The sequence below is a fragment of the Bradyrhizobium sp. in8p8 genome, from assembly GCF_000426845.1.
Lineage (GTDB): Bacteria > Pseudomonadota > Alphaproteobacteria > Rhizobiales > Xanthobacteraceae > Bradyrhizobium > Bradyrhizobium japonicum_C.
The window spans coordinates 40,700-67,091 of the sequence record NZ_AUGD01000005.1 but is presented as its reverse complement, the minus strand read 5'-3'; the positions used below and the strand labels follow the sequence as shown (position 1 = coordinate 67,091).

Annotated in this window: 26 protein-coding genes; 9 read left to right on the top strand and 17 right to left on the bottom strand. The window is 64.8% G+C overall.

Features of this window, described 5'->3' with window-relative positions; genetic code table 11:
• Nucleotides 1–19: 19 nt before the first annotated feature.
• From K408_RS0115035 to K408_RS0115015, 4 genes are all read right to left on the bottom strand, one after another.
• Nucleotides 20–355 carry a hypothetical protein gene (locus K408_RS0115035; RefSeq protein WP_024339383.1) on the bottom strand — a complete coding sequence of 112 codons (336 nt, stop codon included), beginning with the start codon at nt 353–355 and terminating at the stop codon, nt 20–22.
• 88 nt (nt 356–443) lie between these two features.
• Entirely contained in the window at nt 444–935 is a 492-nt protein-coding gene (locus tag K408_RS0115030; RefSeq protein ID WP_024339382.1) for an Hsp20/alpha crystallin family protein, read from the bottom strand.
• A 75-nt stretch (nt 936–1,010) separates the two neighbouring features.
• A complete protein-coding gene (locus tag K408_RS0115020; RefSeq protein ID WP_024339381.1) occupies nt 1,011–1,472 on the bottom strand; it encodes an Hsp20 family protein in 462 nt (153 codons plus the stop codon).
• Between the two features lie 217 nt (nt 1,473–1,689).
• Entirely contained in the window at nt 1,690–2,991 is a 1,302-nt protein-coding gene (locus K408_RS0115015; protein WP_024339380.1) for an MFS transporter, read from the bottom strand.
• 363 nt (nt 2,992–3,354) lie between these two features.
• On the opposite strand from K408_RS0115015, the gene K408_RS0115010 reads away from it, so the two are divergent.
• Genes K408_RS0115010 through K408_RS0115000 form a run of 3 tightly spaced genes read left to right on the top strand, consistent with a single transcriptional unit; the run spans nt 3,355 to nt 7,123 of the window.
• Nucleotides 3,355–4,569: an ABC transporter substrate-binding protein gene (locus K408_RS0115010; RefSeq protein WP_024339379.1), complete on the top strand. Its 1,215-nt coding sequence runs from the start codon at nt 3,355–3,357 to the stop codon at nt 4,567–4,569.
• Nucleotides 4,570–4,577: 8 nt separating this feature from the next.
• Complete coding sequence (locus K408_RS0115005) at nt 4,578–6,311, top strand: FAD-dependent oxidoreductase (RefSeq protein ID WP_024339378.1); 1,734 nt, start codon at nt 4,578–4,580, stop codon at nt 6,309–6,311.
• Nucleotides 6,312–6,328: 17 nt separating this feature from the next.
• Entirely contained in the window at nt 6,329–7,123 is a 795-nt protein-coding gene (locus tag K408_RS0115000; protein ID WP_024339377.1) for an IclR family transcriptional regulator, read from the top strand.
• Nucleotides 7,124–7,275: 152 nt separating this feature from the next.
• On the opposite strand, the gene K408_RS0114995 is transcribed toward K408_RS0115000, so the two are convergent.
• The 4 genes from K408_RS0114995 to K408_RS0114980 are packed head-to-tail and all read right to left on the bottom strand — an operon-like array spanning nt 7,276 to nt 11,781.
• On the bottom strand, nt 7,276–8,055 hold the full coding sequence (locus K408_RS0114995) for an SDR family NAD(P)-dependent oxidoreductase (protein WP_024339376.1): 780 nt from the start codon (nt 8,053–8,055) through the stop codon (nt 7,276–7,278).
• A 40-nt stretch (nt 8,056–8,095) separates the two neighbouring features.
• Nucleotides 8,096–8,839, bottom strand: coding sequence for an aspartate/glutamate racemase family protein (locus tag K408_RS0114990; RefSeq protein ID WP_024339375.1), 744 nt, complete (start codon nt 8,837–8,839; stop codon nt 8,096–8,098).
• A gap of 10 nt (nt 8,840–8,849) precedes the next feature.
• Nucleotides 8,850–10,115, bottom strand: a complete 1,266-nt coding sequence (locus K408_RS0114985; RefSeq protein WP_024339374.1) for an NAD(P)/FAD-dependent oxidoreductase — start codon at nt 10,113–10,115, stop codon at nt 8,850–8,852.
• A 4-nt stretch (nt 10,116–10,119) separates the two neighbouring features.
• Nucleotides 10,120–11,781, bottom strand: coding sequence for a thiamine pyrophosphate-binding protein (locus K408_RS0114980; protein WP_024339373.1), 1,662 nt, complete (start codon nt 11,779–11,781; stop codon nt 10,120–10,122).
• Nucleotides 11,782–12,027: 246 nt separating this feature from the next.
• Here K408_RS0114980 and K408_RS0114975 point away from each other — a divergent pair, with 246 nt between their 5' ends.
• Entirely contained in the window at nt 12,028–12,717 is a 690-nt protein-coding gene (locus K408_RS0114975; protein WP_024339372.1) for an aspartate/glutamate racemase family protein, read from the top strand.
• Between the two features lie 62 nt (nt 12,718–12,779).
• Here K408_RS0114975 and K408_RS0114970 read toward each other — a convergent pair whose 3' ends face one another.
• From K408_RS0114970 to K408_RS0114945, 6 genes are all read right to left on the bottom strand, one after another.
• Complete coding sequence (locus tag K408_RS0114970) at nt 12,780–13,565, bottom strand: ABC transporter permease (RefSeq protein ID WP_024339371.1); 786 nt, start codon at nt 13,563–13,565, stop codon at nt 12,780–12,782.
• Nucleotides 13,562–14,374, bottom strand: a complete 813-nt coding sequence (locus tag K408_RS0114965) for an ABC transporter permease (protein ID WP_035698158.1) — start codon at nt 14,372–14,374, stop codon at nt 13,562–13,564. The genes K408_RS0114970 and K408_RS0114965 overlap by 4 nt, the downstream gene beginning before the upstream one ends.
• A 72-nt stretch (nt 14,375–14,446) precedes the next feature.
• Entirely contained in the window at nt 14,447–15,505 is a 1,059-nt protein-coding gene (locus K408_RS0114960; RefSeq protein WP_024339369.1) for an ABC transporter substrate-binding protein, read from the bottom strand.
• 28 nt (nt 15,506–15,533) lie between these two features.
• Nucleotides 15,534–16,841 carry an NAD(P)/FAD-dependent oxidoreductase gene (locus tag K408_RS0114955; protein ID WP_024339368.1) on the bottom strand — a complete coding sequence of 436 codons (1,308 nt, stop codon included), beginning with the start codon at nt 16,839–16,841 and terminating at the stop codon, nt 15,534–15,536.
• A gap of 16 nt (nt 16,842–16,857) precedes the next feature.
• Nucleotides 16,858–17,574 (bottom strand): HAD family hydrolase, encoded by a 717-nt coding sequence (locus K408_RS0114950; RefSeq protein WP_024339367.1) that lies wholly within the window; start codon nt 17,572–17,574, stop codon nt 16,858–16,860.
• Nucleotides 17,575–17,609: 35 nt separating this feature from the next.
• Nucleotides 17,610–18,689, bottom strand: coding sequence for an ABC transporter ATP-binding protein (locus K408_RS0114945; RefSeq protein ID WP_024339366.1), 1,080 nt, complete (start codon nt 18,687–18,689; stop codon nt 17,610–17,612).
• A gap of 210 nt (nt 18,690–18,899) precedes the next feature.
• Here K408_RS0114945 and K408_RS0114940 point away from each other — a divergent pair, with 210 nt between their 5' ends.
• The 3 genes from K408_RS0114940 to K408_RS0114930 all read left to right on the top strand — a co-directional run bounded on the left by K408_RS0114940 (nt 18,900) and on the right by K408_RS0114930 (nt 20,557).
• The gene (locus K408_RS0114940) at nt 18,900–19,838 is read left to right on the top strand and encodes a LysR family transcriptional regulator (protein ID WP_024339365.1); all 939 of its coding nucleotides are present in this window, start codon (nt 18,900–18,902) and stop codon (nt 19,836–19,838) included.
• 33 nt (nt 19,839–19,871) lie between these two features.
• The gene (locus K408_RS43405) at nt 19,872–20,078 is read left to right on the top strand and encodes a hypothetical protein (RefSeq protein WP_245265900.1); all 207 of its coding nucleotides are present in this window, start codon (nt 19,872–19,874) and stop codon (nt 20,076–20,078) included.
• Between the two features lie 71 nt (nt 20,079–20,149).
• Complete coding sequence (locus K408_RS0114930) at nt 20,150–20,557, top strand: nuclear transport factor 2 family protein (protein WP_024339363.1); 408 nt, start codon at nt 20,150–20,152, stop codon at nt 20,555–20,557.
• Between the two features lie 24 nt (nt 20,558–20,581).
• Here K408_RS0114930 and K408_RS0114925 read toward each other — a convergent pair whose 3' ends face one another.
• On the bottom strand, nt 20,582–21,334 hold the full coding sequence (locus tag K408_RS0114925) for an HAD family hydrolase (protein WP_155248458.1): 753 nt from the start codon (nt 21,332–21,334) through the stop codon (nt 20,582–20,584).
• A gap of 169 nt (nt 21,335–21,503) precedes the next feature.
• On the opposite strand from K408_RS0114925, the gene K408_RS0114920 reads away from it, so the two are divergent.
• Nucleotides 21,504–22,352: an SDR family oxidoreductase gene (locus K408_RS0114920; RefSeq protein WP_024339361.1), complete on the top strand. Its 849-nt coding sequence runs from the start codon at nt 21,504–21,506 to the stop codon at nt 22,350–22,352.
• A 159-nt stretch (nt 22,353–22,511) separates the two neighbouring features.
• On the opposite strand, the gene K408_RS0114915 is transcribed toward K408_RS0114920, so the two are convergent.
• Nucleotides 22,512–23,399 (bottom strand): dienelactone hydrolase family protein, encoded by an 888-nt coding sequence (locus K408_RS0114915; protein ID WP_024339360.1) that lies wholly within the window; start codon nt 23,397–23,399, stop codon nt 22,512–22,514.
• A gap of 701 nt (nt 23,400–24,100) precedes the next feature.
• Here K408_RS0114915 and K408_RS0114910 point away from each other — a divergent pair.
• Nucleotides 24,101–24,679: a MarR family winged helix-turn-helix transcriptional regulator gene (locus K408_RS0114910; protein ID WP_024339359.1), complete on the top strand. Its 579-nt coding sequence runs from the start codon at nt 24,101–24,103 to the stop codon at nt 24,677–24,679.
• A gap of 14 nt (nt 24,680–24,693) precedes the next feature.
• Here the strand turns inward: K408_RS0114910 and K408_RS0114905 are convergent, their stop codons facing one another.
• Entirely contained in the window at nt 24,694–25,635 is a 942-nt protein-coding gene (locus tag K408_RS0114905; protein WP_024339358.1) for a hypothetical protein, read from the bottom strand.
• Nucleotides 25,636–26,392: the final 757 nt, after the last annotated feature.

The following is a 26,392-nucleotide window of genomic DNA, read 5'->3' as shown; positions in this document are numbered from 1 at the left end:
AGAACGGTCGGCGTGACCATCATGCAGCCCGCCTCTCTGCGGCGGCCCAAGGCCGCCGCAGCCGCATCGGCACGCCGCCGCCGCGCGGCGGGTCGTCGTTGTCGTTGTCGCCGTCCAGCTTGCGCAGGGCGGCCAGAATATCGACCAGTCGAACCGCGTGGCTCATACCGGGAATTTCTCGCAAGGCAGGACAGGATTCGACGGCGTACATGTCGGACGCCCATGACGACAGGATGATCCGCTTCTCCGGCGCGGAGAGATCCTTCGCATTGAGGACCTCGGCCGGCGAGTCGTAATGGGCGGCGGGATGAAACAGCGGGTTGAGAGTGCCGGGATTGGTATTCACGTTGGTCATCGGTCGTGCCTCCCTCAAGCTCCTTTCCAAAGGGACGGGGTTGTTGACGGCGGGACGGCGGCGCCAATCGCCCCCGTCCCGCTTGACATTAATGCCTGTTGATCGCGATGCGCTTGACGCCCTCGCGCGCCTTCTCCGATTTCGGCAGCGATACGGTCAGGACGCCATTCTTGAACGACGCCTCGGCCTTGTCCTCCTCGACGCCCTCCAGCGGGATCTGCCGCTCGAAGGCACCGTAATAGCGCTCGGTGAAGTACCTGCCTTCACCGTTGCGCTCCGCCTTCTTCTCGCCGCGGATGGTCAGGACGCCGCTGGCCATCTCGACCTGGACGTCCTTCTCGGTGAGGCCTGGAAGCTCGGCCGAGACGGTCAGCGTCTTGTCGGTCTCGCTGAGCTCGACCTTCGGCCAGCCGAACCGGCCCTCCATCAGCGGCGACAGGCCGGTCCCGCCGAAGCCGCGGAAGACGTCGTCGAACAGACGGTTCATCTCGCGGTGAAGCGTCAGGAACGGATCGAAATTGTCGCGCGCCGGCGCGAGCTCCTGGTTCCTCGACCAGGGAATGAGATCACGAAAAGCCATGGTTGTCTCCTTCATGCACCGGGAGCGCGGCCCGCGCCTCCGCGCGCCGCGTTCCGCCATTCGATCGATCGAGCGTTAGGCTGCTTTCTTCTGCTCGATCTGCGATGCCGCAGAAGCGCCGCCCGCAATCGGAATCCGGCGCGGCTTCATGGCTTCCGGAACCTCGCGGACGAGGTCGATGATCAGCAGCCCGTCCTGGAACGAGGCCTGCTTGACCTGGACGTAGTCGGCAAGGTTGAACACGCGCCGGAACGGACGCGCGGCGATGCCCTGGTACAGGTATTCGCGCGCGGCGGTCTCGGGCTTCCGGCCCTCGATGGTGAGCGCATTCTGCTCCGCCGTCACGGTGATATCGTTGACGCCGAACCCCGCCACGGCAAGGCTGATCCGGTAATGGTCTTCGCCGGAGCGCTCGATGTTGTAGGGGGGATAATTGTCCTCGGTCGCCTGGCGCAGCGTGCTGTCGACGAGGTCGGCCAGGTGATCGAAGCCGATGGTGGAGCGCCACAGGGGGGCGAAATCAAAACTGGTCCTCATAACCAAGTCCTCCTAAGAGCAAGATGGATACGAAGGAGCGCAAGGCGGGAATTCAGACGGGTCCGAAAAGACCAGCCCGGCGCCCGTGCCGAACCCTCATGGCATCCGGCACACCGCTCTCGCGGCGAAAAACGACTTAGAAAACCGGAAACCGGTTTCAAGGGGCCGCCCAAAAATTTTTTTGGGCCGCCGGGCAGCCCGCTGGCCGCGCTGACCCTCAGGATCTCAGCGCGTCCCGTGCCGTCTCCGGCGCCAGCAGCGTTGCGATGATCGTGACGACCGACAGGGCGATGATGTAGACGGACACCGCCCAATAGGAGCCGGCCCAGGCGAGCAGCCCGGCCGCAATCAGCGGCGAGAAGCCGCCGCTGAGCGCTGCTGCGACGTTGGCGCCGAGCGAGGCGCCGCTGTAGCGCACCTTTGTGCGGAACAGTTCCGGCATGAAGGCGGCCTTCGGCCCGAACAGCAGCGCATGGGTCAGGGTCATCGTGACGACGAGCGCGAGCGTGATCAGCGCCGGCTCCCCGGTGTCGAGGAACCAGAACAGCGGGAAGGCCAGCGCCACCGAGAACACGCCGCCGGCCAGATACAGCGCCTTGCGGCCGAAGATATCGGACAGCCAGCCGGCAAGCGGCAGCGTCGCGAATTCCACGACGGCGGCATAGACCACGGCATCCAGGATCACCTGCCGGGGCAGGCCGAGCTTCGTCGTGGCGTAGACCACGGTGAAGACGGTGAGGAGATAGGCGAGTCCGACCTCCGACACCGTGATGCCGACGGCCAGCAGAAAGCTGCGCCAGTCGCGGCGCAGCACCTCGAGTACCGGCTGCGCCAGCACCTCCTTGCGCTCGACCACTTCCTTGAAGTGCGGCGTCTCCGCGAGCTTGAGCCGCACGATGAAGCCGACGCCGACGAGCAGGATGCTGATCAGGAACGGCACGCGCCAGCCCCAGCTGAGGAAGTCCGCCTCGGGCAGCTTCGTCATCAGCGCGAAGATGCCGGTGGAGGCGGCAACGCCGACGGGAAAGCCGATCTGCACCAGGCTGCCGTAGAAGCCGCGTCGGCGGCCGGCATGCTCGATCACCATCACCACCGCGCCGCTCCATTCGCCGCCGAGCCCGATGCCCTGAACGAAGCGCAGGCAGACGAGCAGGATCGGCGCCCAGATGCCGATCTGATCATAGGTCGGCAGGCAGCCGATCAGGAAGGTGCCGAGGCCCATTGCGATCATGGTCGCGACCAGCATGGTCTTGCGGCCGAGCCGGTCGCCGTAATGCCCGATGATGGCCCCGCCGATCGGCCGCGCCACGAAGCCGACCGCATAGGTCGAGAATGCCACGAGCGTGCCGACGAAGGGATCGAAGCTCGGGAAGAACAGCCTGTTGAAGACCAGCGCCGCCGCCGTGCCGTAGATCAGGAAATCGTACCATTCGATCGCGGTGCCGAGCGCGCTCGCCCACACCACATGCGCCGTCTTCGATTTCTCCGCCGCAGCGGAGAACCCAATTGCTGCTGTCATGCCCTGCCCACAGATTCCGTGGAGCATCATGGCTAATCGTTATGACGGCCGCAATGTGGAGGCGTTGTCTCTCACAGGATAACGGCGCGGGACTTTGCGCGCTGCCTCCACGATCGTCATTGCGAGCGCAGCGAAGCAATCCAGACTTCAGCCGCGAAAACGATCTGGATTGCTTCGTCGCAAGGGCTCCTCGCAATGACGGGGTTGAGGCGGCTGCGTGTCCATCGCCACGACGTGGTCGCGTCGAAGGCGGAACCCTCGCGACTGCCATTATTCGCAATTGACAAACTCATTCGCTATTATCTAATTTACCTCCACAGCAAGCCAGCCGCGCCGAAGCGGCCAAAAAGAGAGGAAACAACCATGATGGGGCGTCTCGCCTGTGCCATGATCGCGGCCATGACTTCGAGTGCCATGACCACGGCGGCCACCGCGCAAGTCTCCGACGACGTGGTCCGGATCGGCGTGCTGACGGACCTGTCGAGCTGGGGTCGCGACAATAGCGGGCCGGGCTCGGTCGAGGCCGCCAAGATGGCAGTGGAGGAATTCGGGCCGACCGTACTCGGCAAGCCGATCGAGATCATCAGCGCCGACCACCAGATGAAGACCGACGTCGGCGTGCAGATCGTGCGCGGCTGGTTCGACAACGGCAAAGTCGACGCCGTGGTCGATATCCCCAACTCCGGCATTGCGATCGCCGTGCACAACATGGTGCGTGAGCGGGGCAAGGTCGCCCTGCTCTCCGGCCCCGGTGCGAGCTCGCTGACCGACGAGCTGTGCAGCCCGAACACCGTGCACTTCACCTACGACACCTACGCGCTGTCGAAAGTGACGGCCTCCGCCGTGATCAAGGAAGGCGGCAAGTCCTGGTACTTCATCACGGCGGACTACGCCTTCGGCCAGCAGCTCGAGAAGGATGCAACCCGCTTCATCAACGAGATGGGCGGCAAGGTGCTCGGCGGCGTCAAGCATCCGACCAACACGGCGGACTTCTCCTCCTTCGCACTCCAGGCGCAGAGCTCGAAATCCGACGTGGTCGCTTTCGCCAATGCCGGCCAGGACACCGACAACGCCATCAAGCAGTCCGGCGAGTTCGGCCTCGTCCAGGGCGGCCAGAAGCTGGTCGGCCTCCTGATGTTCGACACCGACGTGCACGCGATCGGCCTCAAGGCGGCGCAGGGCACCTACATGACTACGGCGTCCTACTGGGCCATGGACGAGGCGACCCGCGCCTGGTCGAAGAAATTCTACGAACGGACCAAGGTGATGCCGACCATGATCCAGACCGGCGTCTACGGCTCGGTGCTGCATTACCTGAAGGCGATCAAGGCGGCCGGCACCGACGATTCCGCCAAGGTGATGGCCAAGATGCGCGAGCTGCCGATCGAGGATATCTTCGTCCATGGCGGCAAACTGCGCGAGGACGGCCGCGTCATCCGCGACATGTATCTCGCCAAGGTGAAGAAGCCCGAGCAGTCCAAGGAGCCGTGGGACTATCTGGAGATCGTCAAGACCGTGAAGGGCGAGGACGCCTTCCGCCCGGTCTCCGAATCCAAATGCCCGCTCCTGAAGAAATGAGGTGAGACATGACCGGCAACGAGCATAGCGGCGCTGAAACTTACGAGTGCGATGTGCTCGTTGCCGGATCGGGTTGCTCCGGCATGTCGGCCGCGATCACCGCGCGCCATCGTGGGCTCGACGTCTTGATCGTGGAGAAGGAGCCGCGCTTCGGCGGCACCACCGCCCGCTCCGGTGGTTGGCTCTGGATTCCCGGTACCTCGCTGGCGAAGGCGTACGGCATCGAGGAAACGCCGGAGCAGGCCCGCACTTATCTGCGGCACGAGGCCGGCAACAATTATGACGCCGCACGCGTCGATGCCTTCCTGAGCGCCGGCCCCGAGGCGGTGGATTTCTTCACCACCAAGACCGCGCTGCGCTTCGACATGCCGCTGGTGTTTCCGGATTATCACGCCGAGGCACCCGGCGGCGCGCAGGGCGGCCGCTCCATGGTGACGCGCCCGTTTGACGGTCGCGAGCTCGGCGACCTCGTCAAGACGCTCGGCATGCCGCTGCCCGAGCTCACCGTGTTCGGCATGATGCTGGGCTCCGGCAAGGAGATCATCCACTTCATGCGGGTGACGAAGTCGCTGACCTCGGCCGCTTATGTCGCCAAGCGCCTGTCGCGGCATCTCATGGACGTGCTGCGCTACGGCCGCGGCATGACGCTGACCAACGGCAACGCGCTCGCCGGACGGCTGGCGAAATCCGCGCTCGACCTCAAGATCCCGATGTGGCTGTCCGCGCCGGTGCACGAGCTGACGGTCGAGAACGGCGCGGTGACCGGCGCGATCGTTTCACGTGAGGGACGCGACGTGCGCGTCCGCGCGCGCCAGGGCGTCGTGCTCGCCTGCGGCGGCTTTCCGCATGATGTCGAGCGGCGCAAGAAGATGTTTCCGCATGCGCCCACCGGCAATGAGCACTATTCCCCGGGACCGACCGGCAATACCGGCGACGGACTGCGTCTGGCCGAGCGCGCCGGCGGTCGCATCGAGGATCGCCTGCCCAACGCTGCAGCCTGGGTCCCGGTGTCGCTGACCACGCGCAAGGACGGATCGAAGGGCGTGATGCCGCATTTCATCGATCGCGCCAAGCCCGGCGTGATCGCGGTGATGCGCGACGGCCGGCGCTTTGCCAATGAGGGCAATTCCTATCACGACTTCGTCCAGGCCATGATCAAGGCGGCAAAGCCCGGCGAGGAGATCGCGGCCTACCTGGTCTGCGATCACAAGACGCTGCGCAAATACGGCCTCGGCTGCGTGCCGCCTTTCCCGATGCCGCTGGGCCATCACCTGAAGACGGGCTATCTCATGCGCGGCGATACGCTCGAGGCGCTGGCGGCGAAGGCCGGCATCGATGCCAAGGCCTTCACCGAGACCGTCAGGCAATTCAATGCCGCCGCCCCGCTCGGACACGATGCCGCCTTCGGCAAGGGCTCGAAGGCCTATAACCGCTACCAGGGCGATGCGCTGCACGGGCCGAATCCCTGCGTCGCGCCGATCGAGAACGGACCGTTTTACGCCATCAAGATGGTGATCGGCGATCTCGGCACCTATGCCGGCATCGTCACCGACGAGAACGCGCGGGCGCTCGATGCCGAGGGCCGCGTGATTCCCGGCCTCTATGCCGCAGGCAACGACATGGCGAGCATCATGGGCGGCAATTATCCGGGCGCCGGCATCACGCTTGGGCCGGCGCTGACGTTCGGCTACATTGCCGGCAGACATCTTGCCGACAGCGCTGCCAAGCGCAACGCGGCGTAAGCCACGCCAGGAGGCGCATGAAGAGGGAAAGCCGCGGCATCCAGTCGATCGAGGTCGGCGGAGAATTGCTTCGCGCCCTCGCAAGGAGCGGCGAGCCGATGATGCTGCGCGATCTCGCCCGCGAGGCCGGCATGACGCCGGCCAAGGCGCATCCCTATCTCGCCAGCTTCTCCCGTATCGGCCTGATCGAGCAGGACGAGACCACCGGCCGCTACGAGATCGGCGCGCTGGCGCTGGAGCTCGGCCTCATCAGCCTGCGCCGCCTCTCCGGCGTGCGCATCGCGCGGCCGAAGATCGCGGGCCTGGCCAGCCAGATCGGTCACGCGGTCTCGCTCGCGGTCTGGGGCACGCACGGTCCGACCGTGGTGCAGCTCGAAGAGCCGGCCCAACCGGTGCACATCGTGATGCGCGTCGGCTCGGTGATGGCGCTGCTGGAGACCGCGACGGGCCGCGCCTTTGCGGCGTTCCTGCCGGAGAAGACGATCAGCGCCGCGCTCGAAAGCGGGCTCGACCGCCATGGCGTCGGCTACAATCCGAAGCGCGCCGTGAAGGGCGCCAAGCTCACCGAGATGCTCGCGGAGGTCCGCAAGCACGGCCTCGCCCGCGCGCTCGGCGATCCCCTGCCCGGCGTCAACGCATTCTCGGCGCCGGTGTTCGATCATTCCGGCCATGTCGCATTGGTCATCACCGCGATGGGACCGGAAGGCACCTTCGATGCCCGCTGGGACAGCCCGATCGCGCTCGCCTTGCGCGACTGTGCCGGCGGCATCTCGAAGCGGCTCGGCCATGGGATGACGGTTGCGGCGGAGTGAGGGGCAAACTGCCCGCCTCACGACGACTGTCATTCCCCGCGAAAGCGGGGAATCCAGTACGCCGCGGCCCATCGTTTCAACCACGACCGCCTCGGAGTACCGGATCGCCCGGTCAAGCCGGGCGATGACACCGAGAGTGGGGCGACAACGCCCTACTTGTCCTTCACCGGCACCGTGTAGTTCAGGATCAATCTGCCGCCATCCGGATAGATCGTCTGTCCGGTGATATACGACGCATCGTCACTGGCCAGGAACGCCACGACCGAAGCCACCTCGCTCGGCTCGCCGCCGCGGCCGGCCGGCGTGCGTGACATCACGGTCTTGCGCGCCTCCTCCGAGGTGTAGATTGACGAGGCCACCATGTCGGTCAGGATCGTACCGGGGCCGACCGCCACCACACGAATGTTGTGCGGGGCCAGCGCAACGGCGGCGACCGAGGTCAGCTGCTTCATGCCTCCCTTCGACATCGCATAGGTCGCCAGCGCCGGGATCGCCAGCAGCGCGTTCACAGAGGACATGTTGATGATGACCCCACCGCCACCCTGCGCAATCATCTGCCTGGCGGCCGCCTGCACGCCGAAGAACGCACCTTTCAGATTGATGCCGATGATCTCGTCGAAATCCTGCTCGGTGATGTCGAGAATGCCCTGGTTGCGGGCGACGCCGGCATTGTTGACCATGATGTCGAGCCGACCGAACTCCTTCACCGCAGTCGCGACCAGCTGGTCCACATCAGCGCGCTTGGCGACATTGCCGACGACGGTGCGCAAGGCATCCGGTCGTCCGAGTTCGGTGGCCGTCGCAGCGAGGCCCTCGGCATCGATATCCGAGATCACGACCTTGACGCCGTCCTCCAAAAACCTCATCGCGCAGGCCTTGCCGATGCCGCGCGCCGCGCCGGTGATAGCCGCGACCTTGCCGGATAGTTTCATGGGCTCGCTCCAGGACTTGTGACGATCTCAGGGGACGGATTCACGCAAAGATTCGTGGGCGCAGTCCGGCGTGAAACCAGATGATCATGGAATAGATGTCGTAGACGGGCAATCCGACCTCGGCCTGAAGCGCGGCGGCATAAGGCGGCATGTTGGTGCACTCGAGCACGATGGCGCCGACATCCGGATTCCTTGCGACGAGCTCCTTGCCGGCCTCGACCACGTCGCGCTCGGCTTGCGCCACGTCCATGTCGTCCTTCTCGGCCTTGATCAGGACGCGGAAAAACTCCTTGCCCTTCTCCGTGCCAACCAGCGGTGTGTCGAGCGGCACGCCGGCGCCTTCGAGATGTGCGGGCGAGAGCGTCGAGCCAGACACCGTGACGAGACCGACGCGTTTGCCCGGCGGCAAGGTCGCCTGCACCCACGGCACCTGCATCAGCGACGAGGTCGCGACGGGAACGCCGACGGCCGCCGCGATCTCCTTCTGAAACAGCGAGAGGAAGCCGCAATTGGTGGTGATGGCTTCGGCCCCGAGCCGCACCAGATCCTTGGCCGCGTCGATGAAGTCGGGCAGCAGGCCGGCTGCGCCCTTCAGCACGACCTTCTCCGGCGAGGCCCCGCTCACCACGCGATACAGCACAGGAAACGGCCAGGTCGTGCCGTTGCCCATGTCGCCGGGAATGCGGGGAAAGCGCGCCTCCAGCATCAGAATGCCGAGCGGCGCGCCGTAGATGGACTTGCCGCCACGGGCGATGCGGGAAGACGGATTGGCTGCGGTGCTCATGGCTGGCCTCTCAGAGGAATCGCTCGGGGGCGAAGGGGCCGAGCGGAATCTCCGGCGCCTTGCCGCTCACGAGCTGGGCGACCAGACGCCCGGTGCGGGCCGAGCCGACCAGGCCGACATGGCCGTGGCCGAAAGCATAGACGACGTCGCGGGAGGCCCGCGCATAGCCGATGCAGGGACGTCCGTCCGGCATGCTCGGGCGATGGCCGAACCAGGTCTTGATGCGCGAGGCCGGAATGTCTTTCGGCAGTTTCGGAAACATGCCGAGCAGGTGGTTGCGCAGGATCTCGGCACGCTTCCAGTTCGGCGCGGCCTCGAGGCCGGCGATCTCGACGGTGCCGGCGGCACGCAGGCCCTTGTTGGTCCAGTTCACCACCATCTTGGCGTCGGATGCCATCATCGAACTGCGCGGGCCGGATTCCGGATTCTCGATCATGACGTGATAGCCGCGTTCGGTTTCCAGCGGCAGCGGATCGCCGATCGAGGCGGTGAGCTGCTTCGACCGTGCGCCGGCGGCGACCACCGCAGCATCGCAAGGGATTTCGCCGTTCTCGGTGACGACGGCGACGAGCTTGTTCCCGGAGAGTCTTAGCCCGGTCGCCTTGTCCCGCACGTGCACCGCGCCGCTGGCGAGCGCGTGATTGGCGAGCGCGGCAACATAGGCTCCGGGATCGCGGCAGCGCCCGGCCTCCTCCACCACCACGCCAAACGTGTAGCGCGGATGCAGATCCGGCTCACGCTGCCGCATCTCGTCGGCGCTGAGCTCGAGCCATTCGACGCCGACCTTCTTGCGCAGCCGCCAGCCGAGATCGCTATCGAAACTGCCGCGGGAGGTGAACACGTGCATCACGCCGTTGCGCTCGATCAATTCAGGCACGCCGGCCTCTTCCGCGAGCTTCCGGTGCAGCAGCGGCGCGTCCTTCAGGAGGTCACGCAACGCGAAGGCCGTCTTCTCCACGCGTCCCTCGGTCCAGCCGGACAGCAGATACTTGACCAGCCAGGGCAACGCCTTCGGCAGGTAAGACCAGCGGATCGCGAGCGGCCCGAGCGGATCCATCAGATATCCCGGCACCTTCTTCCAGATGCCCGGCTCGGCCGGCGGTATGACCGAATGCGACGACAGCCAGCCGGCATTGCCGTAGCTCGCCGCCTGCTCGCCGCCGGGCTCGCCCGGATCGATCAGCGTGACGCGATGCCCCTCCCTCAGGGCCTCGATCGCGCTGATCACGCCGATCGCACCGGCTCCGATGATGGCGACGTGGCGGCCGGCCGGCATGGCTTTAAGCCTTCACCGCAGGCGTGAAATCCTTGCCGACCGAGATCGCGCGCGGGTCGATGATGCAATGGAGGATCGACGGCTTGCCCGAGGCAAGCGCACGCTCGAAGGCCGGCGCGAATTCTTCCGTGCGCTCGACGCGCTCGCCATGACCGCCGAACGCTTTCGCATACATCGCAAAGTCCGGGTTCTTGAGCTGGGTCCCGACCACGCGGCCGGGATAGTCGCGCTCCTGATGCATGCGGATGGTGCCGTATTGCGAATTGTCGATGATGACGACGATCAGCGGCGCGTCATATTGCACGGCCGTCGCGAATTCCTGGCCGTTCATCAGGAAGCAGCCATCGCCCGCAAAGGCGACGACGACGCGGTCCGGATATTGCCGTTTTGCCAGCACACCCGCCGGCACGCCATAGCCCATCGAGCCCGAGGTTGGCGCCAGCTGCGCGGCAAAGCTGTGGAAGCGATGGTGGCGATGAATCCAGCCTGCATAATTGCCGGCGCCGTTGCAGACGATCGCATCCTTCGGCAGGCGGTCGCGCAACCAGGTCATCACCTGGCCGTACTGGAACGTGCCCGGCAGCTCGCGCGCCTTCTCGGTCCAGGCGAGATAATCGGCGTGCGCCTTGGCGGCCTCGCCCTTCCACGCCACCGCGCCCGAAGGCTTCAGCGTCTCGACGGCGGCCGCGAAGGCGGCCGGCGTCGCCTGGATCGCAAGCGCCGGCTGATAGACGCGGCCGAGCTCCTCGGAGCCCGGATGCACATGGATCAGCTTTTGGCGCGGCGTCGGAATGTCGAGCAGCGTGTAAGACGAGGACGGCATCTCCGACATGCGGCCGCCGATGAGAAGGATGACGTCGGCGCCCTCGATGCGCGCCTTGAGGCCCGGGCTCGGTCCGATGCCGAGATCGCCGGCATAGTGCGAATGGTCGGCGTCGATCAGCGAGGCCCGGCGGAACGAGGTCGCGACCGGCAGGTCGAAGCGCTCGGCAAACCGCGCGATGCCCTTGGTCGCCTCGTCGGTCCAGCGCGAGCCGCCGAGAACGACCAGCGGGGCCTTGGCGCCCGCGAGCATGGTGCTGAGCTTCTCGATATCGGCAGGCGCCGGCCAGCTCATTGCGGGCTCGACCCTCATGGCGTCCGCCACCGCCGCCGTCTCGGTCAGCATGTTCTCCGGCAGCGCAATCACGACGGGACCGGGGCGGCCCTGCATGGCGACGCGGAAAGCGCGCGCCACCAGCTCCGGAATGCGGTCGGGGCGATCGATCTCGACCGCCCATTTCGCCATGGTGCCGAACACGGCCTTGTAGTCGAGCTCCTGGAACGCCTCGCGCTCGCGCATGCCGGTATCGACCTGACCGACGAACAGGATCATCGGCGTCGAGTCCTGCATCGCGATGTGGACGCCATGGCTGGCATTGGTGGCACCGGGGCCGCGGGTGACGAAGCAGACGCCGGGCCGCCCGGTGAGCTTGCCATAAGCCTCCGCCATCATCGCCGCTCCGCCCTCGGCGCGGCAGATCACCACGTCGATCGGGCTGTCGTGCAGCGCATCGAGGGCCGCCAGATAGCTCTCGCCCGGCACACAGGTGACTCGCTCGACGCCTTGGGCGACGAGCTGATCGATCAGGATCTGGCCCCCGGTGCGGGCGTTGCGGATGGTCATGTCGGCTCCCTCAAAAGGCACTTTCGGGAACTGGGTAGGACAGGCCGGAAGAGTGCGCAAGATCGAAAGACCTCTCATAGCCTGCGCAGGCGTCATGCCGGTCCCTGCCGTTTGCACTCCGGCCCGCCCGACCGCCGCTTGTGAAGGGGACCCACGAGTGGATGAAGGACTTGGGATCGTCGCGATGGCGAGCTTGCAGTTCTTCCATTACGATCGGGTCGGAATTGACTCGTTGGGAGCGCCTGAATGCAAACCATCGGCCTGATCGGGGGCATGAGCTGGGAGAGCACCGCGCTCTACTACAAGCTCATCAATGAGCGGGTTCGCGACCGCATGGGAAAGCTGCATTCCGCTCCACTCTTGATGTATTCCTACGATTTCGAGGAGATCAAACAGATGCAGTACGGCGGCCGCTGGCAGGAGGCGGCGGCCAGCCTTGCGGAGGTCGCACGACGCCTCGAAGACGCCGGCGCGCGTGCGATCGTGTTGTGCACGAACACGATGCATAAACTGGCGCCGGAGATCATATCCAGCGTGACCGTTCCGTTCATTCACATCGGCGATGCCACGGCGCAGCGGATCCGGGCCAGGGGATATCGGCGGGTCGGGCTGCTCGGCACGAAGTTCACGATGGAGGAAGACTTCTACATCGACCGGCTGCGCGCGCACGATCTCGACGTCCTGATTCCTCCCGCGGACGAGCGCGCCGAAGTGAACCGCGTCATCTACGACGAGCTGTGCCTCGGGAACGTGACGGCGCCCGCGCGCCGCCGCTATCAGGAGGTGATGGCGGCGCTCGTCGGCGCGGGCGCGGAGTGCATCATCCTCGGCTGCACCGAGATCACCATGCTGGTCGGCCCGGACGACACCTCGGTCGAGACGTTCGACACCACCGCCATTCACGCCGAGACGGCCGCCGATTTCGCGATCGGATGATTTGATCTCCTCAACTTCAGCCCCCGTGCCGAGATCGAGGTGCCTGGAGACGTGGACTGTCCTCACCCACTCCGCTTCTGTCGTGCGCTCGCCAGCAGCACCAGCATGAATGAGGCGGCCGTCATCAAGGTGGAGATCGCGGCGATGGTCGGGTCGATCTCGTCGCGCAGCGCGGTGAACATGCGCTTGGTCAGCGGCTGGTACTGGCCGCCGGAGATGAACAGCGCGACGATCGTCTCGTCCATCGCCGAGATGAAGGCGAAGATGCCGCCGGCGACGACACTGGACTTGATCTGCGGCAGCGTCACCGCGAAGAAGCTGCGCAGGCGGTTCATGCCGAGGCTGCGCGCCACCATCTCCTGCGCCGGATCGAAGCTCTGCAGGCCCGCGAGCACGGAGATGACAACGTAAGGCAGTCCCAGCATCACATTCGCCAGCACGAGGCCGGGCAGGGTCGCGACCAGGCCGACCCGGGTATAGACGAAGAAGATGCCGACCGCGGTGATGATGATCGGCACCACCAGTGGCAGAAGCAGCGCCATATGGATAACGCGCATGATACGCAGCCTGGATTGGCTGACGGCATAGGCGGCGGCAACGCCGCAGGGCGTCGCGATCAGGACGGTCAGGAATGCGACCGTCAGCGTCACCCGCGTCGCCTGCATCCAGGCGGGACTTGAGAAATATTGCTCATACCAGCGCAGCGAGAAGGACGGCGGCGGGAACGTCAGGAAACGCGCGCTGGAGAACGAGATCGGCACGATGATCAGCACGGGAACAATCAGATAGACTAACACCAGCACGCTGATCACGTACAAGACAATCCGGGCGGACGAGGCGCGCATCATTTGTGTCCCAGCACGCGATCGAGCGAGATGAAGCGGCTGACCGCGAAGAAGATCACGAGCACGCTCAGGAGCAGCACCACTGCGACCGCGCTCGCGGCCCCGAACTGATTGTAGAGCTCGACATTGCGGCTCACCAGCATCGACACCATCACGGTGCGGCCGCCGCCGAGCAACTCCGGCGTGATGTAGAAACCGAGGCAGAGCACGAATACCATGGTGCAGCCGGCGAGCACGCCCGGCAGCGACAGCGGCAAGAAGACCCGGAGGAACGTCAGCGACGGGCTCGCGCCCAGGCTGGCGCCGGCCTGCATCAGATCGTTCGGGATCTTCTGCATGGTGGCATAGAGCGGCAGAACCATGAAGGGCAACAGGATGTGCACGGTGGCGACCACCGTGCCGAAGGTGTTGTGGACCAGCGCGAGCGGCTCGGAGACCAATTCGAGATGGCGCAGGAACTGGTTGATCACGCCACTGCGCTGAAGCAGCACCAGCCAGGCATAGGCGCGGACCAGCACGCTGGTCCAGAACGGCAGCATGACCAGGGACAGGATGAAAATGCCCCATCCTTTCGGCAACGAATTGGCGAGATAGGCCAAGGGGTAGCCGAGCAGTAGGGCGATCAGTGTGACCGCGAGGCTGATCTGGAAGGTCAGCGCGAAGCTGCGCCAGTAGATGTCTTCGGTGAAGACGCGGCGATAGTTCTCCAGCGTGAAGCCGTCATGGTAGATCGACTGCCAAGCCAGCCAGCCGACCGGCAGTACGATCAGAGCCAGGACTACCAGCAGCGCCGGCGACACCAACGCCAGCATCAGGCCGTGCTCACGGCGCTGGTGCTTTTGGGAGGGATCGGACACGGATGTCGCCAACGCTGCCTCGCTTGCTCACTTCTGCATGAACGATGCCCAGCGCTTCTCGGCGGCTTCGCCGGCGGGCGAGGACCACCAGGCATAGGACATCAGCGCCTGCTTGGCCGCGTTCGCCGGCTCGCTCGGCAATTGCGTGGCGCGCTCGGGCTTAATCACGCCCGTCTCAAACGCCTTCGGATTGCCCGGGCCGTAGTCGATGTGGAGCGGCAGGTTGGCCTGGTGCACGGGATCAACCGCCTCGTTGATGAACTTGACCGCCGTGCCGAGATTGGGCGCGCCCTTGAGGATGCAGAGCGAGGTGCTCTGCAAGATGCCCTGGTTGTAGGTGAAGGAGACCTTCGCGCCCTCCTTGGCGACGGCGCTGACGCGGCCGTTCCAGGCCATCTCCATATCGACCTCGCCGTCATTGAGCAGCTGTGCCGACTGCGCGCCCGAGGTCCACCACACGGTGATGTGCGGCTTGATCTCCTCCAGCTTCTTGAACGCGCGGTCGACGTCCAATGGGTAGAGCTTGTCGGGTGCGAGACCGTCGGCCATCAACGCGGCTTCGAGGGTTGCGATCGGATGATTGCGCAGCGCGCGGCGACCGGGGAATTTCTTCACGTCCCAAAAATCGACCCAACTGTTCGGCGCGTCCTTCGGGAACGTCTTCTGGCTGTAGGCGAGCACGCTGGAATAGAATTCGTAGGACACCGAATATGGGCTGCGATACGCCTCCGGCATCGCTGCGGCGTTCGGAATCTTCGAGAAGTCGAGCTTCTCGATCAGGCCCTGCTCGCCGCCGCGCAGGCAATAGCCGGTCGGGGTATCCACGACGTCCCAGATTGGCTTGCCGCTGCCGACCTGCGTCTTGATCGCGGGCCAGGCATCGGGGATGGAATCCTGGTTGATGGTGATGCCGAGCTTCTTGGCGGAAGGATCGAGGATCGCCACCGTCTGTGCCTGCTGATAGGCGCCGCCTTGCGAGACGAAGGTGATCTGCTCGGCGGCGTCGGCTGCAGTGCCGAGCGCGACTGCACTGATCGAAGCGCCCAACAAGGCGTAACCAAATCCGGAATTCCGTTTCGTCGTCATCCTCGTATCCTCCATCGCCAAAGAACTCTCACTGACCGATCGCATCGAGAAACTGGTACCAGCCGGCGACCATGCGGACCGCGGGCTCGCGCAGCGGATAGAGTGGAATGGGCTTCATGCGCCTGACATCGAGCAGGCCGACCTCCGGCGTCTCGCCGCGCACGAAGGCGGCAAGATAGCGGCCCATCAGGCTCGACATCGCAACGCCGGCGCCGTTGTAGCCCATCGAGACCAGCGTGCGGTCGTCGAGCCGGCCGATATGCGGCACCGAGTCCATCGTCATCGCCACGAGGCCCGACCATTTGTATTCGAGCGGAACATCGGCGAGATCGCCGAAGATGCCGACCATTGCCTTACGCAGTGCGTCGAAGGCGGCTTGCGAGTCCTGCTTGCCGAAGGCGCCGCGGCCACCAAAGATCACCCGATTGTCCACCATGCGGAACCAGCGCATCATGCGCTTGGTCTCGGTATAGGTGCGCCCCGTGGGCATCAGCCGTCCAGCCACATTGCGCGGCAACTGCTCGGTGGCGATGATGGCACTGCGGAACGGGATCAGCGTGCGCTGCATCTGCGCAGTCGCGCCGGTCAGGTCGGAATAGCTGTTGGTGGCGACGATTGCCTGCTTGGCTCGCACTGCACCTTGCGGCGTCTCGGCAACGATACCGCCGCTCTCCTTCAACAGCCGCACCACGGGTGATTCCTGGAAGATCGGGACGCCGCGGCTCGCAACGCCATTTGCCAGACCACGCAGATAATTCAACGGATGGATGCCGCCCGAGCCGGGATTGAGCACCCCGCCGACGAACATGTCGGAGCCGGTCTCGTCCCGCACACCGTGCTTGTCGAGGATGCGGACCTCGGCCGAGCCCATTTCGCGCGTCATCCAATCGGCCTCGCCGATCGCGGTCTTCAGCGTCGTCTCGTTGTGCGCCGCCTTGACCTGGCCGGTGCGCGTGAGGTTCGCACTCGTGATGCCGAACTCGGAGACAAGTTCCTCGACCATGTCGGTCGATTCATGCGCGATCTCGTACATGCGCTTGGCCATGGCGCGGCCATGTGCGGCGTCGACCTCACGGAACGAGAGGCGAAACTTTGCGGTGATCACGCCGCCATTGCGCCCGCTCGCACCCCAGCCGGGTCGATTGGCCTCCAGCACGATTGGCGACAGGCCGTCTTTGGCAATGTGGTGCGCGGCGGAGAGTCCCGTATAGCCCGCCCCGATGATCACCACGTCGGCCTGCTGCTCGCCTGACAGCACGGGAAACGCACGCGCCGGCTCGGCCGTGGCTTCCCACAGCGAGTTGACCGATGGCAGCTCGCTCCAGTCCCGTGTCATGCCCGCGCTCACAACGTTAGACCGCTGGCCCGACGGCCGCGTCCGCCAGCGCCTTCAACGTCGGGTAATGAAAGTCCGGTTTGGTCAGCGTCTCCACTGCCGGCGTGCCGCCGAAGCCTGGAATGCCCTGGCGGCGCTCGATCCAGCACACCCGGTAGCCGAGCTTCCGCGCGATCCCGATGTCGTGATACTGGCTCTGCGCGACGTGCAAGATGTCGGACTGCTTGTAGCCGAAAGCGGACTGGCGCCCCCTGTTGTAGGCGAAGAATTCCGGATTCGGCTTGGCGACACCGGTATCGTCGGCGCACACCGTATCGTCGAAGGGATCGCCGAGCGCGTGGGCATAGCAGGACAGCGCGACGCGGTCGGCATTGGTCATCGCCACCAGGCGGAACTTCGTGCGCAGGCGCTTCAGCGCCTCGACCGAATCCGCGAACGGCCCCCAGTGCAGCACCGAGAGCTGGAACACATCGCAGGATGCATCGTCAGCCGGCAGCCCGAGCTCTTTGGCCAGATGGCGATAGACGTGGAACATCGCCTCGCTCGAGCGGCCATAATGCTTGTCGCGGCCGCGCTTGTACGGCTCGAAAATCTGGTCGTCGCTGAGCTCGGCCGACGTCTTGCCGGAAATCTTGCGCACTGCGTCGAGGACGCCAGTCTCGAAATCGATCAAGGTACCGACGACGTCGAAGGTGAGAACCTTGAAATTGCTGAACGCGGCTTGGGTCGACATGTCAGTTTCTTCTCTCAGGTTGAACAAGGCTGGCTTCAGTCCGCCCGGGGCACGACGATGGTGTCCTCGGGGTGAAGGGTGACCGTGAGGCTGCCGCCGAGCGGCGGAATACGGCTGTAGGCCTGGTGATAGCTCGGCTGGCGCAGGCTGAGCGCGATGCCGTCAGCGAGCGCCAGGAAGATGCGCAGGCTCTCGCCCTGGTAGACGATGTCGGTGACCGTGCCGGTCAGCCGGTTGCAGGCGGCATCCTGCGCCCCATCGTCGATCAGGAGCTTTTCGCTGTGCACTGCGAGCATCAGTGCATCGCCATCGGGAATGGCACGGGCGCTGCGCAGCAGCGCATTGCCCAGCGCGACGCAGGCCGCATCGACACGGCGAACGGGCAGCATCGTCGCCTCCCCGATGAAGCTCGCGACGAAGGAATCTGCCGGATGGTCGTGCAGGCGCTCGGGTTCGTCGATCTGGATCAGCCGGCCGTCCTTCATCACGGCGACCCGGTCGCTCATGGTCAGCGCCTCGCGCTGGTCATGGGTGACGTAGATGATGGTGGCGCCGATGCGCCGGTGCAGCGCGCGCAGCTCGATCTGCATGGATTCGCGCAACTGCTTGTCGAGCGCGGAGAGTGGCTCGTCCATCAGGATCAGGCGCGGCTCGAAGATCATGGCGCGCGCCAGCGCCACGCGCTGACGCTGGCCGCCCGAGAGCTGGGCGATGCCGCGCTCCTCGTAGCCGGCGAGCCCGACCATGCCGAGGGCCGCGCGCACCTTGTCGGGCCAGCTCGCCTTCGGCAGGCGACGCGCGCGCAACGGAAAAGCGACGTTCTCGCCAACGCTCATGTGCGGAAACAGCGCGTAATTCTGGAACACGACGCCGATGTCGCGCTTGTGCGGCGGCATGTAGGTGACGTCGCGGCCACCGAAGAAAATCGATCCGCTCGATGGCAGGATGAAGCCGCCCAAAATGCCGAGCAGAGTGGTCTTGCCCGAGCCGGAGGGACCGAGCAGCGAGACGAACTCGCCGGCACCGACGTTGAGAGAAACGTCGTCGAGGGCGCGGACGGCGCCATACGTCTTGCTGGCCGACCTGATCTCGACGCTCTCCGCTCGTTTGTCCAACGATCGACCTCACCCATCCCTGCAATGGCGTGCCTCACTGCGCGCCATAAGCCTGCTTTATAGACAGGCATCTGGAGCACTCGCGGCTTCAGCGTGCGCTGCAACCGATCTTCTCTCCGATCCCCTGTCTGTAGGCCGTCATGCCAATGACAACAGACTTGGCAAAACTCGGCAATTGCCAAATTCTCACCGCGCTCATAACATGACGTTATGCCCGAGCTGCGCCGGATGCTGCCTTCCAGTAACGCCCTGTTCGTCTTCGACGCAGCGGCGCGCAATGGCAGTTTTACAGCCGCAGCCGCAGAGCTGAACGTCACGCAGCCGGCAGTAAGCCGGATGCTCGGTCAGTTTGAGGAGCATCTCGGCGTTCGCCTGTTCGACCGCACAGCGGGACGCGCGGTACTTACCGAGGAAGGCGAATTGCTCTATCGCCGCGTGCTCGAAGGCTTTCGCAGTATCGAGACCGGCCTCGTCGAGATCGAGCGGCGCCGCAAGGGCACCGAGACAGTGACGCTATCGGTCTCATCAGCCTTCACCACGCATTGGCTGATGCCGCGCATCGACAAGCTGCAGAAGCGGTTTCCGGAGGTCGATCTGCGCTTCCAGCTCATCTCCGGTGCACTACGCGGACCGGTGGAGAATGTCGATCTGGGCATGCGCTTTCGCGACCGTGACGAGCCGTCCTCCGGCGGCACGCTGGTGATGAAGGAGGTCATGCTGCCGATGTGCAGCCCCGGCTATCTCGGCGAGAGCGATCCCACCGAAGGCAACACCATCATCCGCCTCGCAGAGACGCCGGGAGACTGGTCCGCGGATTACGCATCGCTCCTCACCGGACGCCGCGGGGCGGCGAAAGCGCTGAGCTTCACCGACTATGCGGTCGTGGTGCAGGCCGCGCTGCTCGGCCAGGGGATTGCGCTCGGCTGGCTGACGGTGGCTTCGCATTGGCTCCTGACCGGCGCGCTGGTGCCCGCCTCCGGCACGCTTACCACCACGCGCCGCATCTGCGAATTCCTGCCGCCGCGCAACCGGCCGATGCGCCCGATCGCCGCCGAGATCCGCGACTGGATCATCGCACAGATGAAAAGCGAGATCGTCGCGATCGACCGTCTCTATCCGAAACTCGGCGCGATGGCGGCGTGTTATTGATGTTCTTCTCCCTCTTCCCGCATGCGGGGAGAGGTGACGATCCCGCAATTCCGCGACCGGCTGGAGACCTATCTCGACATCACAGCGGCGATCTTGCGGCAGCATCATCTCGATGAGCTTCTCGCACCTGTCGCGCCCGTCGCCGAGCAGTTCGGGCTGTCGCTGCCGCTCGGTGCCAAGCCGCGCCTGCGGCTCTCCGCCGACGGCGGAGACGCTCGTCTCGGCTGGATTGCATCTTGAATGCTGCACTGCGGCCAAAGTCGACGGAAGTCGCGCTTGATTTTTGCCTGCCATTGCCGCACCCGAGAGCAATGGCAAAGGACAGCAAGGTCATCGCCGCCAACGCGGCCTTCTACGCCGCCTTTTCGACCGGCGACTTCGACGAAATGAAGCGGATGTGGGCGGATGACGACGCCATTTCCTGCATCCATCCCGGTTGGCCGGCCATCATCGGGCGCGCCACGGTGATCGGAAGCTGGCGTGACATCCTCCAGAACCCGGAGCGGCCGCAAATCGTCTGCGCCGAGCCGCAGGCCATCGTCGACGGCGACAGCGCGCGCGTGCTGTGCATCGAGATCGTCGACGGCACCGCTTTGGCGGCTGCGAACCATTTCCGGCGCGTCGGCGACGACTGGCGCCTGGTGCATCACCAGTCGAGCCCTATCGCGCAGATTGTCGAGCAGGCCGAGGACGATAGAACGAGTCACCGCGTCCACTGAGCGGAGCGATCACGCCTGCGTGATCTACTGTGCATGGGGTTGTTTTTCGGTTTTTTGTGTCGCGGCGCCGAGCTCCGACAGATCGTCCAGCACGACTCGCGCCGCGGTGAAGTCGTCCTCTCCGAAGAACATGCTGCGCGTAATCAGAACCGGGACGCCAGCGCGGGAGGCCGCGATCAGGCCGTTGCTGGAATCTTCGACCGCGACGCAGTCGGGCGCATCCAGCTTCAGCCGCGCCAGCACTTCGAGGTAGACGTCCGGCGCCGGCTTCTTGTGCCTGACATCGTCGCCGGCGACCACCGCGTCGAAATCCGCCGCCCAGCGCGTTCCCAAAGCCTGCGAGAGCAGCGCATCGATGTTGCCGTGCGAGGTGGTGGTCGCGATCGCAAGCCGCTGGCCGCGCGCCCTTGCTGCTGCGAGCAGTCCCGCCACGCCCGGCCGCAACGGGCAGCAGCCGGTGTTGACGAGTTCGGCAAAGTGCGCGGTCTTGATGCGGTGAAGCTCGGCGACGTCCTCGTCGACCAGTGGCGCCGCGGTCCGCAGCGATGCATGGTAGGCGCGCATGCGCTCCTTGCCGCCGGTCACCCGCAGCAGGTCCTTGTAGACGGCGCGATCCCAATGCCAGTCGAGACCCTGGCGGGCAAAGGCAAGGTTGAAGGCCTGCCGATGCAGTTCCTCGGTTTCGGCCAAGGTGCCGTCGACGTCGAAGATCAGCGCCGCCGCGCGCCGGATCAGTTCGTCGGCATCGCATCGCGCGGCCGCAGGCGGTGCCTGCATCATCGCCCCGGTCGCCAACGACGCCTCCCTTCCGATCTGCCTGTGATGGGCGAGCATCCCTCGAAGCGGCGGACGGGACAAATCGCAATATCTTTTGCCGGACCCAAAAATCTCTTATGAGCGAAGGACGCGCAGCTCGCGCGGGAACTCGGACCTGCACGGGAAACGCATGCGGCTCTTCATCCTTGGCCTCGGCTACAGTGCCCGGCACTTCGTCCGCCAACACGGCGGCAGCTTCTCGCACGTCGCCGGCACCGTGCGCGATCCCGCGCAGCGGGACGACCTCGGCGGCCTGGAGGTGCATGCCTTTTCCGACGGCGCTTCCACCCCCGCGACCGTTCAACAGGTTCGCGAGGCCGATGTGCTATTGGTGTCGATCCCGCCCGGAAGCTCCGGCGATCCCGCGATCGCGGCGTTCGGCGACGTGCTCCAGGCGGGGCGCCGCAGGGTCGTCTATCTCTCCACCATCGGCGTGTACGGCGATCACGGCGGCGGCTGGGTCGACGAGAGCACACCGCCGCAGGCCACACTGGAGCGAACGCAAATGCGGATCGCAGCGGAGCAGGCCTGGACGGACACGACGCACGGCGATGCCGCGATCCTGCGGCTTGCGGGCATCTACGGCCCCGGCCGCAACGCGCTGGCGACGCTGCGCGCGGGAACGGCGAGGCGCATCATCAAGCCCGGACAGGTCTTCAACCGCATCCACGTCGACGACATCGCGAGCGCAATCATGGCCGCTGTTCATCACCAGGGCGGCGGCATCTGGAACATCTGCGATGACGAGCCCGCGCCGCCGCAGGACGTGATCACTTATGCAGCGAAACTGATGGGCGTTACACCGCCGCCCGAAGAGGCGTTCGCCACTGCCGAAATGTCGGCGATGGCCCGCAGTTTCTATGCCAGCAGCGCCCGCGTCTCCAACGCGAAGTTGAAGCACGAGCTTGGCGTCACGCTGGCCCACCCGACCTACCGGCAGGGCCTCGATGCGCTCTGGCGCGCGGGTGAAGGACGATAGTCCCGTCGCTTCCACATCGATCGTCATGATCGCGGCGGCTGCCGCCCGTCACGCGCAATGCAGCGCACGTGCACCGCTGCTGAAGTCAGCGCCGACGGCGATCGGCACGCCCGGAAAGTGCGAGGGCGGCCGCTTCGACCGCCCTCTTGCCATCCAACATCAGCTCAAGACTCCATACTTCCTGAACCAGGCCTGCGCCTGCTTCCAGGCATCTTCCGCGGCGTCCTTGCGGTAACTGCCGCGGTAGTCGGCGTGGAAACCGTGCGGCGCTTCGGGATAGATCCTGAATTCGGCCGCCTTCTTGTTCTGCTCGAGCGCGGCCTTCATCTGCTCGACCTGGGCGACCGGAATGCCGGAATCGGCGCCGCCGTAGAGGCCGAGCACCGGCGCCTTCATTTCGGGCGCGAGCTGCATCGGGCTCTTCGGCCACAGCGGATTGGCGGGATCGATCAGCGTACCATAGAAGGCAACGCCTGCCTTGAGGGTGCCGCTGTGGGCCGCGTACTCCCAGACTGTGCGGCCGCCCCGGCAGAAACCGATGATGCCGAGCCTGGCGGCATCACCGCCTTGCGATTGCGCCCACGCCACGGTCGCATCGAGATCCGACAGCAGCTCCGCGTCGGGCTTGGCGTTCACCACCGGCAGCAGATCCTTGATCTCCGAAACCTTGGTGAGGTCGACGCCCTTGCGGAAATAATAGTCCGGCGCAACAGCAAACGCGCCGAGCTTGGCGAGGCGCCGCGTTACGTCCCGGATGTATTCGTGAAGGCCGAAAATCTCCATCGCCACGATGATCACCGGCGCCTTGGTGTTGCCGGCCGGCCGGGCGAAGTATGCAGGCATCTCTTCGGAGCCGACCTTGATCTTGGCGTCGCCGGTCTGGAGGCCGTTGGCGTCGGTCGTGATCACCTGGGCACGTACCGGACCTGCCGCAAGCGTGTAGCCGGCGGCCACGGCCGCGCTGGCACTCATGAATCCGCGCCGCGAGACCGGGGCGCTCTTGGTCAGCCCGACAACGTCGGATGTCATGGTGGTCTCGAAGCTCATTGGTCTATTCCTTCCTGCTGATTGCGCCCGGGGCGTCGCATTCGCCAATACTTGCGGGCGATACGCAAATCACCAGCCTGCGAGCAGGGCGCGGCTCCACGCGTCATCCTTCGGCTCCGTCCAGGTATTGGCCCATCGCGAAAGGACGGCGCGTGCGCAAGCAGCGACTGAATGAGTTGAGGGGTTCACGTTGAACGACATGCTCGCTCAATTCCAACGACACTCTGACATTGGCGCGGCTTTCGCGCAGTGCCGGACTTAACCGTCCAGCTTCATTGCATCGCAACATCCATTAACCGAAAATAGCGGTTGTCTTCCGGCCAGCCGGGTCGTCAGACGTTGGCGATGTTGCACACATTCGCGCTCTCGGCGCTCATAGGCGCAACAAACAGGCCCGGTAAAGGCGCCAATGACACATAATGTTGCCGGCGCGCCGCCCATTTCCGCCGACTCCCATGCAAGCCGTCGTCATTTGAGTGAAATTTTCGAAGGACTTGGGCCGCGCGGTTTACTCGAACTTTCTTTGTGACGCCCTAGTTCCACGCCCGAAGTTCCATCTCTCCGACACAGAGGGGCAACTTTCCCCACGTGGTCCGAGGTCCGGCGACGGATGAAGGAGCGCCTGCGGGTTGATGCTGGTCCACTCAGATTGCGCCGCCCAGAGCTCAATTGAATAAACGTTTATCCGACTTGGAACTGAAATGAATTTGGCTCGCGAATCGATCGAACTGTTGGAGCAGGCCGCGCGTATCCTGTGGTTCGAAGGCACCAAGCACGGGTTGCGCGACCGCGAATGGATGGCGCTGCGATTCCTCTCTCGCGCCAATCGCTTCTCGCGGACGCCCTCTGCGCTCGCGAGCTACGTCGGCACCACGCGCGGCACCGCTTCGTTCATCATCGGCGAGCTCGAGCGGCTCGGCTATCTCGAGCGAAAGCGCTCCGCCACGGACAAGCGGTCGGTGACGCTGAGCGTGACGCAGCAAGGCAAGAAATTCCTGGTGCGCGATCCCGTCAACGTTCTCGTCGAGGCGGTCGCCGTACTCGACGACGACGTCAAGATCCGCTTCCGTGACACGTTCCGCCACGTTCTGGACCAGTCGGACGCCGCCGAGCAGCGGCACCACACCGATGTTTGCAAGCGATGCATCTTCCTGCGGGAAGATCGCATCACGACGGACAACAAGACGACCGTCGAGTTCAGCTGCCGCCTGTTCCGCGCCCCGATCGCGGAGGCAGAGGTTGATCTGCTATGCACCAGCTTCGAGCATCACCGCCAATAGAAGGCGGCGCTCGATCAGGGCGTCGCCTTGCGTGACGAATAGACGACGCCGCCGCTGGACTCCACCACCAGGCGCCCATTCTCGCTCCTGATCTCTTCGATGCGGCCAAGCCCCGGCACCTGTTGCCCCAGCACGGCCTCGACGACGCCGTTCGGGCCTTGCAGGATCGCGATGCCCTCATAGGCCTGACGAACCGACCAGCCCTTGATCGTCTTGCGTGGCGCCGACGCACGCTCGGCCGCAGGCACCGAGCCCGTGAATTCGGGCGCTGCAACCGAGGCCATCATCGGTCCTTGCTGCGGCGCCGGCTGCGCTTGCACAATTGCCGGCGCCGGAGTCTGGGCCTGCACCTGAGCGATCTTATCGAGCTTCGCCGTCGAAGACGAGCTCACCCGCTCGATACGGTCCAGGTTCTCGGCAAACCTGCCGAAGCGATCATTCGTCGCCTTGCTCGATTGATCGACGGCGGTGCGCAAGCCGTCGAGATTCTCGGACATTCCCGATACCTGCCTGCGCAGCTGCGCGACGGTCTCACGCAGATGTCTGATCTCCGCATTTGCCGTGACATTGTTCTGAGCGGGTTGGGTGGTGAGATATGCGATCACGCCGGTGCAGGCGCAGACCACCAACATGGCAGCGACCGCCAGGGTTGCGAGCGGCGCGACCCATGGCGGACTGGGTGGCGGCGGCTTCGCCACGATGACGGCCGGCTTGATCACGGCCGCCGCAGGTTTCGGAATCGCCATCTTGTCGAGGCGTGCCTTGGCACGAATCCGTTTCAATCCCTCGAGCGCCTCTTTCGCGAGAACTTCGTCGCTCGCCACGGCAGAAACACGCCTTGCGTCCGCAGCCGGCTTGGTCGCTCGCGTCGAATTATCGCCTGACCCCGCAACCGGCTTCATCGCCGCGGAGGCATCCGCGGTCGCATTGGGATGAGCTTGTCCATCGGACGACATGTGAAAATGCTCCGCTCTGTTCGAACTGTCGAACGGTGACGTTATTTGCCGAAGCTTGCCCGAAACGTACGCATCGCACTTTCATCGCGTGAGGCCACTTGATGCAATCGCGCCATACACGCGGCGATAGTGCGACTCGAAAGACACACACGCGCCAAGACTTCGCCAAGCTGGAGGCGCGCCTCCGAGCGTGAGTCGAATTGTCGCACGAAGAAGAGAGACAGCCCGTGTCAATCCGGGGTTCAAATCCCTCACAGGGCATGAATCACGGCAGCGCTCGGAAACAGCTGAAATTCCAGCGGTTGCGGAACTTTACAACCTCCATGATGCAGAACTAGTTAAACATCAAAATCAACTGCTACGTTTGGATGCATCAAGAAACAACCTGAAGCGAATCAACAGCATCAAGCAGACATAGCAAACGGTTTGCTACGCACGCTTGATCGGAAATCGGCAATTGTTACGGTCCTACTCAAGTGATTCTCGCCGGTTGGCGAGGAGACCGACACAGTTCAGTGGCGTTCGGACGCAATGAGCTACTTGGCGCAACTGTTCTAGTCGTTTCTCGATCCGCTCCGCGAGGTGATCCGTACGACACCCGCCGAGCCTCACAGTAAGCGTTTCAGTATCGAGTCGGAGTAGCAGGCCTGCGAGCAGCGGGCACTGAATGCGTAGGGCTGCCCGTGAATATCGACACCATAACAACGGTTCGCGGGAAGGAATGTCGTCAAACAGCATCGTTGCCGAGCCGGAGCAT